Below are 13,659 nucleotides of genomic sequence, written 5' to 3' on the forward strand. Positions count from 1 at the left end.
GATGGCCCTGATCAACCTGCCGGAATTCTCCGGCGAGCTGCTTTCAGAGTTTGCAGCGCGAAAGACGGAGCGGGTCGATACGCCCGTCATCCAGCCGGCCGAACCGTTTCTCGATATCGCCGGTGAAGATCTTCGCCGGCGGATCTTCATGACCGAGAGCGAGACGGGCGCCAGCCTCTGCCTGCGTCCGGAGTTCACGATCCCCGTCTGCTTGCGGCACATCGAGAGCGCGACCGGCACGCCGAAGCGCTATTCCTATCTCGGCGAAGTCTTCCGCCAGCGGCGCGAAGGCGGAAGCGAGTTCTATCAGGCCGGGATCGAGGATCTCGGCGACATCAACATCGCAGCTGCCGATGCGCGTGCGATCGGCGATGCAATCGGTGTGCTGGAGCGTGTCGTTCCCGGCAAGCGCCTTTCGGTCACGCTCGGCGACCAGGCCGTCTTCGAAGCGGTCGTGCAGGCGCTTGGCCTGCCGCTTGGCTGGCAGAAGCGGCTGATCCACGCCTTCGGCAACATGAGCCAGCTTGAGGCTCTGCTGGCGAGCCTTGTCAGCCCTCAGTTCGTCACCGGGCTGAGTGACGAGATCGCGCATCTGATTGCCGCCGACGACGAGGCCGCGCTGGTCGCTCACATCGACGCAACGATGCAGGCGACGGGCTATTCGACGAATGCAAGCCGCTCGCCGCTCGAAATCGCGCGTCGCTTGAAGGAGAAGCTCATTCTCTCCGAAACGCGCCTCGATGATGCAGCCTTCCGCGTGCTGGAGGAATTCCTGTCGCTGAATGTGCCGCTTATAAATGCTTCGGCGGCGCTTGCCGGCTTTGCCGATGCCGCCGGGCTCAAGCTCGGCAACGCGCTTGCGCGTTTTGACGGTCGCGTCGCCGCTCTGGCGAATGCCGGCGTTGATCTCTCGCTGATCGACTACCGCGCAGCCTTCGGACGCCCCCTGGATTACTACACCGGTCTGGTTTTCGAGATCGGGGTCCAGGGCATGTCGCCCGTTCTGGCCGGTGGTGGCCGCTTTGATCGGTTGATGACCTTCCTTGGCGCCAAGGACCGCATTCCGGCCGTCGGCTTCTCGCTGTGGCTGGATCGCATCGAAGCCGAGAGGGCTGCCTGATGACGATTACCATTGCACTGCCTTCCAAGGGGCGCATGAAGGACGATGCTTCGGCGATCTTTGAACGCGCCGGCATCAGGATCACCGCTGTTGGCAACGATCGCTCCTATCGCGGACGGGTTGAGGGATGGGACGACGTCGAAGTCGCCTTCCTCTCCGCTTCCGAGATTTCCCGCGAGCTCGGCAACGGTACGATCGATTTCGGCGTCACCGGCGAAGACCTCGTCCGCGAGGGCCTGGCGGAAGCAGACAAGCGCGTCGAGTTCTGTGCGCGCCTCGGTTTCGGCCATGCCAATGTCGTGGTTGCCGTTCCCGAAATCTGGCTCGATGTCGACACCATGGCCGATCTTGGCGATGTCGCATCCGACTTTCGCGCCCGCCACGGCCGCCGCCTGGCGATCGCCACGAAATACTGGCGGCTGACGCAGCAGTTCTTCTCCAGCCAGCATGGCATCCAGCTCTATCGCATCGTCGAAAGCCTTGGGGCAACGGAAGGGGCGCCGGCCTCAGGCTCGGCCGACATCATCGTCGATATCACCTCCACCGGCTCGACCCTTCGTGCAAACAACCTGAAGATCCTGTCCGATGGTGTCATTCTTCGCTCCGAGGCTTGCTTCGTCAGGGCGCGCAAGGAAAGCCATGTGAACGACGCCACAGTCCAGCGACTGGTAGACGCCATTCGTTCGGCACTCTGACCATCGCTAAAATCAACACACGAAAAACCCGCCGTCTGGTGACGGCGGGTTTTTCGTGCTTGGGAGGATGCTTGATCGCTTACGCTGCTGCGTAGGCGCCGCGGCGTGCGTCGAGCGAGTAGATGCCCGGGCCGAAAGTGGCGAGGAAGATGTAGGCGCCAGCCAGCGTGACGTTCTTCATGACCATGATCTGGTTCAGAATGTTAACCAGTTCGGTGCCACTGGCGTACGGCAGGTGGAAGAGGATGGCCGTAAAGATACAAAAGCCAGCCAGCAGCCAACCGACGATCTTCGTCTGGAAGCCGACGAGAACGGCAAGGCCAGCCACGAGTTCGAATGCACCTGCGAAATAGGCGAGGGCGGTGGACGCCGGAAGACCGGCACCGGCGATCATGCCAGCGGTGCCGGCGGCGTCAGCGAGCTTGCCGAAGCCGGCAAGGATGAACATGAAGGAGAGGAGGACGCGAGCGACAAGAATGATGGCGTTGTTGGTATTCGACATGGGACATTGTCTCCGTTTGAATGGCGTTTGAGGTCTTTGTGCCCCCCGGCACGGTTTCAACCTCGTTGCCGCTTTGTCGCCTTTTTTTGACGTTGTGGAAAGATAGACGGGAGGGGACGGTTCGTTCGCTAATATTGAACGACGGATCTCTTGCGAAGTCGGCTTGCCATCGGCAACGCCCCTCTCTTATGTTGGCCGCCCAAGATGGAGACCCCTATGGCAGATCTTTCCGCTTTTCCGATCACGACGCGCTGGCCAGCAGCGAACGCGGACATTATCCAGCTTTACTCGTTGCCGACGCCGAACGGCGTGAAGATATCGATCGCGCTTGAAGAACTCGGCTTGGCCTACGAGCCGCACCTTATTTCGTTCAGCACAAATGACCAGAAATCTCCGGAATTCGTGTCGCTCAACCCGAACGGCCGCATTCCGGCGATCATCGATCCCAATGGCCCGGATGGAAAGCCGATCGGTATTTTCGAATCCGGTGCAATCCTGCTCTACCTCGCGGAGAAGACGGGCAAGCTCATTCCAACCGACGCGGCAGGGCGCTACGAGACGATCCAGTGGGTCTTCTTCCAGATGGCCGGTGTCGGACCGATGTTCGGGCAGTTCGGGCATTTCTACAAGTTCGCAGCCGACAAGGTCGCCAACAACGCCTACCCGATGGAGCGCTATCGCGACGAATCCAAGCGGCTGCTCAGTGTGCTGGAAGGGCGGCTGCAGGATCGCCAGTGGATCATGGGCGACCTTTACACGATCGCCGATATCGCCACCTTCCCGTGGCTCCGCGGCGCCGACGTGTTCTATGGCGGCCGCGAAGTGCTGGACTATAAAAGCTTCCCGGCGGTGATGGCCTGGCTCGAGCGTTGCATCGCCCGGCCGGCATCCGAAAAAGGATTGAATATACCTCAGCGCCCCGCGTGATACCGAGGCGGCCAATGAAAAAAGCCGGTCCTGAGAGGCCGGCCTTTTTGGTTGGGGGCGGAGTTTCTATTGGCGCCGCGCAAATTCGCTGCCGGCATTCGTCTTGAATCGAGGAAAGACGAAGACCCCAAGCATGCTGCCGTTATAGGCATCGTCCTGACCTTTCGACTCTCCCATGCAGAACAATGGCTGCCGGAAGCCGTTCGGCATCATGATCGTGGTCGAGAAGCAGAAGGATGAAGAGAGCGTCGCGGCCTGCTCGAAGAGTTCCAGGATGTGGTCGTGATCCTTCGGATCGTAACAGCGCATGAGGCTGAGAAGGCCACATTCGCGGGCCGGCAGCCCGTGCAGCATGGCGCTCCATTCCTTGAGGCGGATCACGCCGCTGGAAAAGTCTCCGACCCAGGTCTCCGAAATGGAAAACTGCGCCAGCATTTCAGGATCATGGTTGCTGACATCCAATGAGCCCGGCATGAGCGGTGCGGCGGGGTTGGTTTTCGCGATTTTGAACAAATTTTTCCCCAGCTTAGGCGCAGCTTCCCCCGCTGCACGTCCGGCAAAAATGAGCAGGTTCATGCTGCGCCGCGCATCATGCTCGGGCGACCGAGAAATGGGGTTTGGATTGCTGGTCCCTCTCGCGGAACCGCGTCCAATTTCTTGGCACATTACACAACTTATGATGTATTTCGGGAGGGGTCTTTCCCGAACTCGGTCTCGCGCTCTCGTGGTCAGGATCGATATGGGATCGCGACCGTCGGCTGATGAACGCGCGCCGAATGCAGCGCGGATTTATAGAGATTTTATGCAAACGGCAATCGGCTTTTTTGCGTGCTGCAGACCTCTACTGTGAGTGGAAAATGCGCCCGAAGGCGCTCTTGATAACAGGAAGGGGCAAAAAAGCGCCAAATTTTGAAGTGGAAGCGGTTTCAGCACGGTTCATTGCGACCAGATGTGCACAAAATTGCACGACGAAAGAAATCAGCCTGTGAAAGAAAAAATACAACACCACAAGTTTTGCGAAAGCTTCGCTCAATGCGAGGGTTGCTCACAACTCTGATTAAACGTTTTAGCGGACGATTGAAAAAAGCTCGAAGGCGCGGTCTGGCGAATCAGTCGCGAGAGAAAAAAAGGGCGGCCCGAAGACCGCCCTTCCTATTCCGGGATACCGGAAGTGGACTAGTGAAGGCTTTCGCCTATCACATCATGTCCATTCCGCCCATTCCGCCCATGCCGCCAGGCATGCCGCCAGGAGCGTCCTTCTTCGGCAGTTCAGCGATCATGGCTTCGGTGGTGATCAGCAGCGAAGCAACCGAAGCTGCGTTCTGCAGAGCCGTGCGAACAACCTTGACCGGGTCGACGATGCCCATGGCGATCATGTCGCCATATTCGGACGTCTGGGCGTTGTAGCCGAAGTTGTCTTCGTTCTTTTCGAGGATCTTGCCGACAACGATGGAGGCTTCGTCACCAGCATTCTCGGCGATCTGGCGCACCAGCGACTGCAGAGCCCTGCGGACGATGTTGACGCCGGCTTCCTGATCCTGGTTTTCACCCTTGGCGGTGATCTTCGTGGACGAACGCAGCAGAGCGACGCCGCCGCCCGGTACGATGCCTTCCTGAACAGCAGCGCGGGTCGCGTTGAGCGCGTCGTCGATGCGGTCCTTCTTTTCCTTGACTTCGACTTCCGTCGAACCGCCGACGCGGATCACGGCAACGCCGCCAGCGAGCTTGGCCAGACGTTCCTGCAGCTTTTCGCGGTCATAGTCCGAAGTGGTTTCTTCGATCTGAGCCTTGATCTGCGCAACGCGGCCTTCGATGTCGGACTTGGCGCCAGCGCCGTCGACGATCGTGGTGTTTTCCTTGGAGATCGAAACCTTCTTCGAACGGCCGAGCATGTCGAGCGTGACGGATTCGAGCTTGATGCCGAGGTCCTCGGAGATGACCGTACCACCGGTCAGGATCGCGATGTCTTCGAGCATGGCCTTACGGCGATCGCCGAAGCCAGGAGCCTTGACGGCAGCAATCTTCAGGCCGCCGCGCAGCTTGTTGACGACGAGGGTCGCGAGAGCTTCGCCTTCGACATCTTCAGCGATGATGAGGAGCGGCTTGCCGGTCTGAACGACAGCTTCGAGAACCGGAAGCATTGCCTGCAGGTTCGAGAGCTTCTTCTCGTGAAGCAAGATGAAGGCGTCTTCGAGGTCGGCAATCATCTTTTCCGGGTTGGTGACGAAGTAGGGGCTGAGGTAGCCGCGGTCGAACTGCATGCCTTCGACGACTTCGAGTTCGGTTTCGGCGGTCTTGGCTTCTTCAACGGTGATGACGCCTTCGTTGCCGACCTTCTGCATGGCTTCGGCAATGTCGAGACCGACCTGCTTTTCGCCGTTTGCCGAGATCGTCCCGACCTGCGCGACCTCTTCCGAGGTGTTGATCTTCTTGGCCTTGGCCTGGAGATCCTTGACGACTTCGGCAACGGCGAGATCGATGCCGCGCTTCAGGTCCATCGGGTTCATGCCGGCAGCAACGGCCTTGCCGCCTTCGCGAACGATCGCCTGAGCGAGAACCGTTGCAGTCGTGGTGCCGTCACCGGCGATGTCGTTGGTCTTCGAAGCAACTTCGCGGACCATCTGGGCGCCCATGTTTTCGAACTTGTCTTCCAGTTCGATTTCCTTGGCGACCGAAACGCCGTCCTTGGTGATGCGCGGAGCGCCGAAGGACTTGTCGATGATGACGTTGCGACCCTTCGGGCCGAGCGTTACCTTCACTGCGTCAGCGAGAATGTCGACGCCCTTGAGCATCTTTTCGCGCGCGGTGCGGCCAAACTTGATTTCTTTAGCTGCCATGATTGAAACTCCTGAATTCGAGTTGTCCGGGCCTTAGGGCCCGTGGCTAAAATCGGAAAGGGAACCGGCTGATCAGCCGATGATACCCATGATGTCGGCTTCCTTCATGATCAGAAGGTCTTCGCCGTTGATCTTGACTTCAGTGCCGGACCACTTGCCGAACAGGACGCGGTCACCAGCCTTGACGTCGAGAGCGACGACCTTGCCGGAATCGTCACGAGCGCCGTTGCCGACGGCGACGATTTCGCCTTCCTGCGGCTTTTCCTTGGCGGTGTCGGGAATGATGATGCCGCCCTTGGTCTTTTCTTCGGACTCAACGCGGCGAACAACGACGCGATCGTGAAGGGGGCGGAAGTTGGTGCTTGCCATTGTCTAATCCCTCGATCAAATGACATTCGCAGGCCGGGAGCGGCCCGCACGGATGGGTGTTAGCACTCGTCCTTGGTGAGTGCTAGCGAGGCAGCATTTAGGAGTGGCCCGGCGGGGAGTCAAGAACGGCCGCAATTTTTCTTCGACGGACTTCGCGACAGCCTTAACGGCAAATCCTTGTTGGAAGTAAGACGGGCTGCGCTGTCGCCGAGGTTTTTCCGAACGTCCTGGCGCTGGAAAGCCGTCCTCTTTGAACGCTTTCAGCGCCTCGCTGGCTGATGGCCGATTGCCGCGCATGCACGCAGATGGTATCGAGCCGCTTGGAGCGAGAGGGGCAGCAACGGTGAACAAGGCGATCGCGGCAGGCGACATCGTGGCGACACCGACGCTGCGAGAGGCGGTTCGCGTCTGGGCGCGCATCGGCGGTCTGAGCTTCGGCGGGCCGGCCGGTCAGATCGCCCTCATGCATAAGACCATTGTCGATGAGAAGCGCTGGATTTCCGAGGACCGCTTCCTGCACGCGCTGAATTTCTGCATGTTGCTGCCAGGCCCGGAGGCCCAGCAACTGGCGACCTATATCGGCTGGCTCATGCACGGCGTACGCGGCGGCATGATTGCTGGTCTCCTGTTCATTCTGCCGGGCTTCCTTGTCATCCTGATGCTGTCGAGCCTCTACGCCGTCTTTCATGAGGCGGCATGGCTTCCCGCCCTTTTCTTTGGAGTGAAGCCTGCGGTTCTGGCCATCGTCATCGAGGCACTGCTTAGGGTAGGGCGCCGAGCGCTCAAGGGGCGCTTTCACGACTGCGTAGCCGGCGCGTCGTTTCTGGCACTCTTCCTTCTGAACCTGCCGTTTCCTCTGGTTGTCATCCTGGCCGGAGCAGCCGGGCTGCTATGGATGAAGCATCGCCAACGTCGATCGGCGGCGCCATCCGTGCCGCAAGCCTCCCCGCCCCGGCTTGTTGCTGCGGTCACTACCCATGCGATCGCAAGGCCGCTTGTGGTGCTCGTGTTCTGGATCCTCGTCTGGCAATCGCCGCTTCTTTTCATTCGTGGCCTTGACGCGCCGACGGACCTGATCGCTGAGACGTTGAGCGGCGAAACCAATGTTTTCGGTGCGGTCTTCATCTTCTTCTCCAAGATGGCCGTCATTACCTTCGAAGGCGCCTACGCCGTCCTTTCCTACGTCGCTCAGGTCGCCGTCGGCCATTACGCCTGGCTCCAGCCCGGCGAGATGCTCGACGGGCTGGCACTTGCCGAAACGACGCCCGGCCCGTTGGTCCTTGTCCTCTGTTTCGTCGGTTTTCTCGCCGGCTATCGCAACCCCGTCCTGATGGCGCCGCTTGCCGGCGGCGTTCTCGGCGCCTTCCTCGCTGCATGGGCGACCTTTGTGCCGAGCTTCATCTGGATCTTCGCCGGAGCTCCCTACATCGAAAAGCTGCGCAACAACGAGAACCTCTCGGCCGCACTTGAGGCAATCACCGCGGCAGTCGTCGGCGTCATTTTCAATCTTGCACTGTGGTTCGGCCTGCACGTGCTCTTTGCCGAGGTTGGGCGCGTGGGGCTCCTCTCCGGGAAGACCGGTCTGCCGATCGCCAGCCTCTCCTGGCCGCAGTGGTGGACGCTGGATATCGCGGCACTCGGGATCTTCGTGCTGGCGTCCGTCCTGCTCTTTCGCTTCAAGGCTGGCATTCTCACGGTCATCGGGGTCTCCACCGCCGCGGGTCTGTTCCTCAAGGCTGCCGCGGCCGTCCTCTAGTCGGCGGCCTCCGGTTTTTTTGCAGCAGGCCACCGCAAAATGCCTTGCCATCCCGGCATGCCTTTGCGATGTCACCCGTGACTTAACGAGATCGGGAAATCGGAATGGCCAAGCGGATCGAGAACTTTGCGGAAATCACCAGCCAGTATGATGCGGTGTTCTGCGATGTCTGGGGTGTCTTGCACAATGGTGTCGATCCTTTCCCGAAGGCGGCTGCAGCGCTGGAGGCAGCGCGCGGGGAGGGGCTGACGGTCGTTCTGATCACCAACTCGCCGCGCATCGCTCCGCAGGTCGTGACGCAGCTTCGCCAGATCGGCATCCAGGATGGCGCCTATGACCGTATCGTCACATCGGGCGACGTCACGCGGGGCCTGATCGCAGAGGGGCCGAAGAAGGTATTTCTGCTTGGACCGGATCGCGACCTAGCGATTATCGAGGGGCTTGGTGTGGAGCGCGTCGACGCCAGGGATGCGGACTCCGTCGTCTGCACCGGTTTCTTCGACGACGAAACCGAGACCCCGGAAGACTACACCGAGATGCTGAAGGCGTTTCAGACGCGTGGCGTGCCGATGATCTGCGCCAACCCCGATCTGGTTGTCGAGCGCGGCCATAAGATCATCCCTTGCGCCGGCGCGATGGCGGCCTACTACAATCAGCTCGGTGGTGAGACGCGCATTGCCGGCAAGCCGCACAAGCCGATTTACGAGGCCGTATTGTCAGTCGCCCGCGAGGCCCACGGCGACTTTCCGCCGAGCCGCGTCCTTGCAATCGGGGACGGCATGCCGACAGATGTTCGTGGCGCTCTCGATTACGGCCTTGACCTCCTCTATATCAGCGGCGGCATCCACGCGAAGGAATACACGCTGAACGGAGAGACCGACGAGGCGATCCTCACGGCCTATCTGGACCGCGAAAAAGCGACACCGAAGTGGTGGATGCCTCGTCTCGCATAAAGAGCCTCGCATAAGAAAAGCCAGCCGATGACCGTTTTTCACCGCAACGAAACCCGTGAACGCCTGCCGGCCCACCTGCGTGGCGGCGTAATTGCCATCGGCAACTTCGATGGTGTGCATAGGGGTCACCAGTCCGTCCTCAACCGGGCCTTGGAGATATCGAGGCAGCGCGGCATTCCGGCGCTGGTCCTGACATTTGAACCACATCCCCGCACGGTCTTTCGCCCTGACCAGCCGGTCTTTCGCCTGACGCCGGCACCGCTCAAGGCGCGTATCCTCGAAGCGATCGGCTTCAACGCAGTCATCGAATATCCCTTCGACAGGGAGTTTTCGCAGCGCTCGGCGGACGATTTCATCCACTCGATCCTGAAGGATTGGCTAGGCGCATCCGAGGTCGTCACGGGCTTCAACTTTCATTTCGGCCGTGGCCGGGAAGGCGGTCCGGCCTTCCTGATGGATGCTGGTCAGAAATATGGCTTCGGCGTGACGTTGATCGACGCCTTTCGCGACGAGAATACCGACGTGGTGTCCTCGAGCCACATTCGCGAACTGCTGAAGGACGGCAATGTCAGCGAGGCGGCTGCCATGCTCGGCTATCACTATACGGTGGAAGCGGAGGTGATCGGTGGCGAGAAGCTTGGCCGCCAGCTCGGCTTTCCGACCGCGAATATGCAGTTGCCCGCTGAAGCCGACCTCAGGGCGGGTATCTATGCCGTTCGCTTCCGTCGTGCCGATGGCACTCTCCACGATGGTGTCGCCAGCTATGGCCGCCGACCGACGGTGATCGACAACGGCGCGCCACTGCTCGAGACCTATGTCTTCGATTTCAGCGGCGACCTCTACGGGCAGACCTGTTCCGTATCCTTCTTCGGCCACCTGCGGCCGGAACTGAAGTTTGACGGCCTCGATCCTCTTGTGGAGCAGATGAGCCGTGACAAGGAAGAGGCGAGGGCGCTGCTTGCGGGCGTGCAGTCGCTCGGCGAGCTCGACCGGAAGATCTGCTTCATTTGACGTTCAGCCGCTTTCGAAAATTGTGGCTCTTTCAGGGCGGCGGCGCTTGCCGCGCTCGCTCACGGGGATATGTCATCTCTTTGATAAGACGCGGGTTCGCTGCGCCCCCAGCACTGAAAGGCAATGGTTTTTTGCGACGGCGGACCTGCTGGCTGCTCATCGTTCCCGATATCGGGCTCCTTGGGGTACCCTTCCATAACTTTCACGACCCGGTTCGCATTGGCGCTGAACATCATCGTCGCTGTCGTCGTCAATGTGCTGACCCCGGCAAAGGTGCCGCCGCGCGACTGATCGTCGCTCGAAAACGGAAGCCGCGGATGAAAATGCCCGCGGTTTTCCATGCGACGACGTCATGGAATCCCTCTTCCTTTTCACTGCAAAAGCGCCTATGAACCGGCGCGATGAACAAGTTCTTGCTGGCGATCGCGATACGAATTATCGGCCCGGCCTTCCGCGCGCGCTAAGCGGCCGGAAGGTCCGGGTTTTCGGCGCTTGGACGACGAGCGCCTCCGTCACCAATTTTCAAGCCCGTTGCACCCGCTCCCGTGGCGCCTAGAGACGATTGCTAGACATGACCGATACAGCCGAAAAAATCGACTACTCGAAGACCCTCTATCTACCGGAAACAGACTTCCCGATGCGCGCCGGCTTGCCGCAGAAGGAGCCGGAAACCGTTGCCCGCTGGCAGCAGATGGGCCTCTACAAGAAGCTTCGGGCGTCCGCCGCCGGCCGCGAGAAGTTCGTGCTCCACGACGGCCCTCCCTATGCCAACGGCAACATCCACATCGGCCACGCGCTGAACAAGATCCTCAAGGACGTCATCAACCGCTCGTTCCAGATGCGCGGCTTCGACGCCAACTACGTTCCCGGCTGGGACTGCCACGGCCTCCCGATTGAATGGAAGATCGAGGAGAAGTACCGCGAGAAGGGCAAGAACAAGGACGAGGTTCCGGTCAACGAATTCCGCCAGGAATGCCGTGACTTTGCGGCTGGCTGGATCAAGGTGCAGTCGGAGGAGTTCAAGCGCCTCGGCATCGAGGGAGACTTCGAAAACCCCTACACGACGATGAACTTCCACGCGGAATCGCGCATCGCCGGCGAACTGCTGAAGATCGCGAAATCTGGCCAGCTTTATCGCGGCTCGAAGCCGATCATGTGGTCGGTCGTCGAGCGCACGGCACTCGCGGAAGCCGAGGTCGAATACGCCGATGTCGAAAGCGATATGATCTGGGTGAAATTCCCGATCGCCGAAGGCCCGAGCGAACTCAAGGGCGCCTTCGTGGTGATCTGGACGACCACGCCGTGGACGATCCCAGGCAACCGCGCGATCGCCTATTCCTCGCGCTATGGTTACGGCCTCTACGAGGTCGAAACGGCTGAGAACGACTTCGGACCGCAGCCCGGCGAGAAGCTGATCTTCGCCAAGCGCCTCGCCGAGGAGTCAGCTGCCAAGGCGAAGGTGACCCTCAAGTTCGTCCGCGATGTCGCGGCGGCGGAATTTGCGGCGATCACCTGCGCGCACCCGCTGCACGGGCTCGGCGGCGGCTACCACTTTGGCGTGCCCCTCCTCGACGGCGACCATGTCACCGATGAGACGGGAACCGGCTTCGTTCATACCGCGCCGAGCCATGGCCGCGAAGACTTTGACGCCTGGATGGACAACGCCCGGGCCCTCGAAGCACGCGGCATCTCCTCTGCGATCCCGTTCCCGGTCGACGACGCGGGCTTCTTCACCGTCGACGCACCCGGCTTCGGCCCGGATGCGGAAGGCGGTGCGGCGCGCGTCATCGACGACAGCGGCAAGAAGGGCGATGCCAACGAGCGTGTCATCAAGGCGCTGATCGGCCGTCATGCCCTGTTCGCGCGGGGCCGTCTCAAGCATTCCTATCCGCACTCGTGGCGGTCGAAGAAGCCGGTCATCTTCCGCAACACGCCGCAGTGGTTTGTCTACATGGACAAGGAGCTTGGCGATGGAACGACGTTGCGTTCCCGTGCGCTGAACGCGATCGACGAGACCCGCTTCGTGCCTGCTGCTGGTCAGAACCGTCTGCGCGCCATGATCGAGCAGCGTCCGGACTGGGTGCTTTCGCGTCAGCGCGCTTGGGGTGTGCCGATCTGCGTCTTCGTCGATGAGCAGGGCGAAATCCTGCAGGACGATGGGGTCAATGCGCGCATCCTCGATGCCTTCGAAAGGGAAGGCGCCGATGCCTGGTTCGCGCACGGCGCACGGGAGCGCTTCCTCGGCGAGAAGGCAAACGAGCCCTGGACGCAGGTCATGGACATCCTCGACGTCTGGTTCGACTCGGGCTCGACCCACACGTTCACGCTGGAAGATCGTCCGGATCTCAAGTGGCCGGCCGACGTCTATCTGGAAGGCTCGGACCAGCATCGCGGCTGGTTCCATTCGTCGCTGCTGGAATCGGCCGCTACGCGCGGACGCGCGCCTTACAATGCCGTCATCACCCATGGCTTCACCATGGATGAGAAGGGCGAGAAGATGTCGAAGTCCAAGGGTAACGTCACATCGCCCCAAGAGGTGATGAAGGACGCCGGCGCGGATATTCTCCGCCTTTGGGTGATGACCTCGGACTACGCGGAGGATCTGCGCGTCGGCAAGACGATCATTCAGACCAACATCGATGCCTATCGCAAGCTGCGCAACACGATCCGCTGGATGCTCGGCACGCTGGCACACGATAAGGGCGAAGTCATCGCGCTTGCCGATCTGCCCGAGCTCGAGCAGCTGATGCTGCATCGCCTGTCGGAACTCGATCAGCTCGTCCGCGAAGGCTACGACGCCTTCGAATTCAAGAAGATTGCCCGCGCGCTGATCGACTTTGCCAACGTTGAACTCTCGGCTTTCTACTTCGACGTCCGCAAGGACGCGCTCTACTGCGACGCGCCGTCGAGCCGGCGCCGTCGTTCGGCCCTCCATGTCATCCGCAATATCTTCGAATGCATGGTGACTTGGCTGGCGCCGATGCTGCCCTTCACGGCGGAAGAGGCTTGGCTGTCGCGCAATCCTTCGGTTGTCTCGGTTCACCTCGAGCAGTTCCCCGCCATTCCGGCGGAATGGAAGAACGACGCTCTTGCTGAGAAGTGGAAAAAGATCCGGGCAGTGCGCACGGTGGTCACCGGCGCACTGGAAATTGAGCGTAAGGACAAGCGCATCGGATCCTCGCTGGAGGCAGCCCCCGTCGTCCACGTCGCTGATGCGGAGCTTCTGAAAGCACTGGAGGGTCAGGACTTCGAGGAGATCTGCATCACCTCCGCGATCGTTGTCGATAGCGCCGAAGGTCCGGCCGATGCCTTCCGTCTCCCCGAGGTATCGGGTGTCAGCGTCGAGCCGAAACTGGCCGAAGGCACCAAGTGCGCCCGCTCCTGGCGGATCACGACGGATGTCGGCTCGGATCCAGCCTATCCCGATGTCTCGGCGCGCGATGCGGCCGCTCTGCATGAACTTGCGGTGCAAAACTGAAGAATATTACC

General features: G+C 60.7%; 12 protein-coding genes. 7 read left to right on the forward strand and 5 right to left on the reverse strand.

Annotation, left to right across the window (positions count from 1 at the left end):
- Position 1: 1 nt before the first annotated feature.
- Together ACSQ9D_RS02255 and hisG are read left to right on the forward strand one after the other, a co-directional pair.
- Positions 2 to 1,120, forward strand: coding sequence for an ATP phosphoribosyltransferase regulatory subunit (locus tag ACSQ9D_RS02255; RefSeq protein WP_037113902.1), 1,119 nt, complete (start codon positions 2 to 4; stop codon positions 1,118 to 1,120).
- Positions 1,120 to 1,815, forward strand: a complete 696-nt coding sequence (gene hisG, locus ACSQ9D_RS02260; RefSeq protein WP_436280994.1) for an ATP phosphoribosyltransferase — start codon at positions 1,120 to 1,122, stop codon at positions 1,813 to 1,815. Before ACSQ9D_RS02255 ends, hisG begins: the two co-directional genes overlap by 1 nt.
- A gap of 79 nt (positions 1,816 to 1,894) precedes the next feature.
- On the opposite strand, the gene ACSQ9D_RS02265 is transcribed toward hisG, so the two are convergent.
- On the reverse strand, positions 1,895 to 2,317 hold the full coding sequence (locus tag ACSQ9D_RS02265; protein ID WP_436280995.1) for a DoxX family protein: 423 nt from the start codon (positions 2,315 to 2,317) through the stop codon (positions 1,895 to 1,897).
- A gap of 216 nt (positions 2,318 to 2,533) precedes the next feature.
- Here ACSQ9D_RS02265 and ACSQ9D_RS02270 point away from each other — a divergent pair, with 216 nt between their 5' ends.
- On the forward strand, positions 2,534 to 3,244 hold the full coding sequence (locus ACSQ9D_RS02270; RefSeq protein WP_436280996.1) for a glutathione binding-like protein: 711 nt from the start codon (positions 2,534 to 2,536) through the stop codon (positions 3,242 to 3,244).
- A gap of 66 nt (positions 3,245 to 3,310) precedes the next feature.
- Here the strand turns inward: ACSQ9D_RS02270 and ACSQ9D_RS02275 are convergent, their stop codons facing one another.
- The 3 genes from ACSQ9D_RS02275 to groES form a co-directional block, all read right to left on the reverse strand.
- The gene (locus ACSQ9D_RS02275) at positions 3,311 to 3,757 is read right to left on the reverse strand and encodes a hypothetical protein (protein ID WP_436280997.1); all 447 of its coding nucleotides are present in this window, start codon (positions 3,755 to 3,757) and stop codon (positions 3,311 to 3,313) included.
- Positions 3,758 to 4,440: 683 nt separating this feature from the next.
- Complete coding sequence (gene groL, locus ACSQ9D_RS02280) at positions 4,441 to 6,081, reverse strand: chaperonin GroEL (protein WP_436280998.1); 1,641 nt, start codon at positions 6,079 to 6,081, stop codon at positions 4,441 to 4,443.
- Positions 6,082 to 6,153: 72 nt separating this feature from the next.
- A complete protein-coding gene (gene groES / locus ACSQ9D_RS02285; protein ID WP_436280999.1) occupies positions 6,154 to 6,450 on the reverse strand; it encodes a co-chaperone GroES in 297 nt (98 codons plus the stop codon).
- Positions 6,451 to 6,793: 343 nt separating this feature from the next.
- Here groES and chrA point away from each other — a divergent pair, with 343 nt between their 5' ends.
- The 3 genes from chrA to ACSQ9D_RS02300 all read left to right on the forward strand — a co-directional run bounded on the left by chrA (position 6,794) and on the right by ACSQ9D_RS02300 (position 10,170).
- Complete coding sequence (chrA, locus tag ACSQ9D_RS02290) at positions 6,794 to 8,206, forward strand: chromate efflux transporter (RefSeq protein ID WP_436283748.1); 1,413 nt, start codon at positions 6,794 to 6,796, stop codon at positions 8,204 to 8,206.
- A 104-nt stretch (positions 8,207 to 8,310) separates the two neighbouring features.
- Entirely contained in the window at positions 8,311 to 9,159 is an 849-nt protein-coding gene (locus ACSQ9D_RS02295) for a TIGR01459 family HAD-type hydrolase (RefSeq protein ID WP_436281000.1), read from the forward strand.
- A gap of 27 nt (positions 9,160 to 9,186) precedes the next feature.
- Positions 9,187 to 10,170 carry a bifunctional riboflavin kinase/FAD synthetase gene (locus tag ACSQ9D_RS02300; protein WP_436281001.1) on the forward strand — a complete coding sequence of 328 codons (984 nt, stop codon included), beginning with the start codon at positions 9,187 to 9,189 and terminating at the stop codon, positions 10,168 to 10,170.
- Positions 10,171 to 10,229: 59 nt separating this feature from the next.
- On the opposite strand, the gene ACSQ9D_RS02305 is transcribed toward ACSQ9D_RS02300, so the two are convergent.
- Entirely contained in the window at positions 10,230 to 10,511 is a 282-nt protein-coding gene (locus ACSQ9D_RS02305) for a hypothetical protein (protein WP_436281002.1), read from the reverse strand.
- 230 nt (positions 10,512 to 10,741) lie between these two features.
- Between ACSQ9D_RS02305 and ileS the strand changes: the two genes are divergently transcribed.
- Positions 10,742 to 13,648, forward strand: a complete 2,907-nt coding sequence (gene ileS, locus ACSQ9D_RS02310; RefSeq protein WP_436281003.1) for an isoleucine--tRNA ligase — start codon at positions 10,742 to 10,744, stop codon at positions 13,646 to 13,648.
- Positions 13,649 to 13,659: the final 11 nt, after the last annotated feature.

This window comes from Rhizobium sp. LjRoot258, from assembly GCF_964254185.1.
Lineage (GTDB): Bacteria > Pseudomonadota > Alphaproteobacteria > Rhizobiales > Rhizobiaceae > Rhizobium.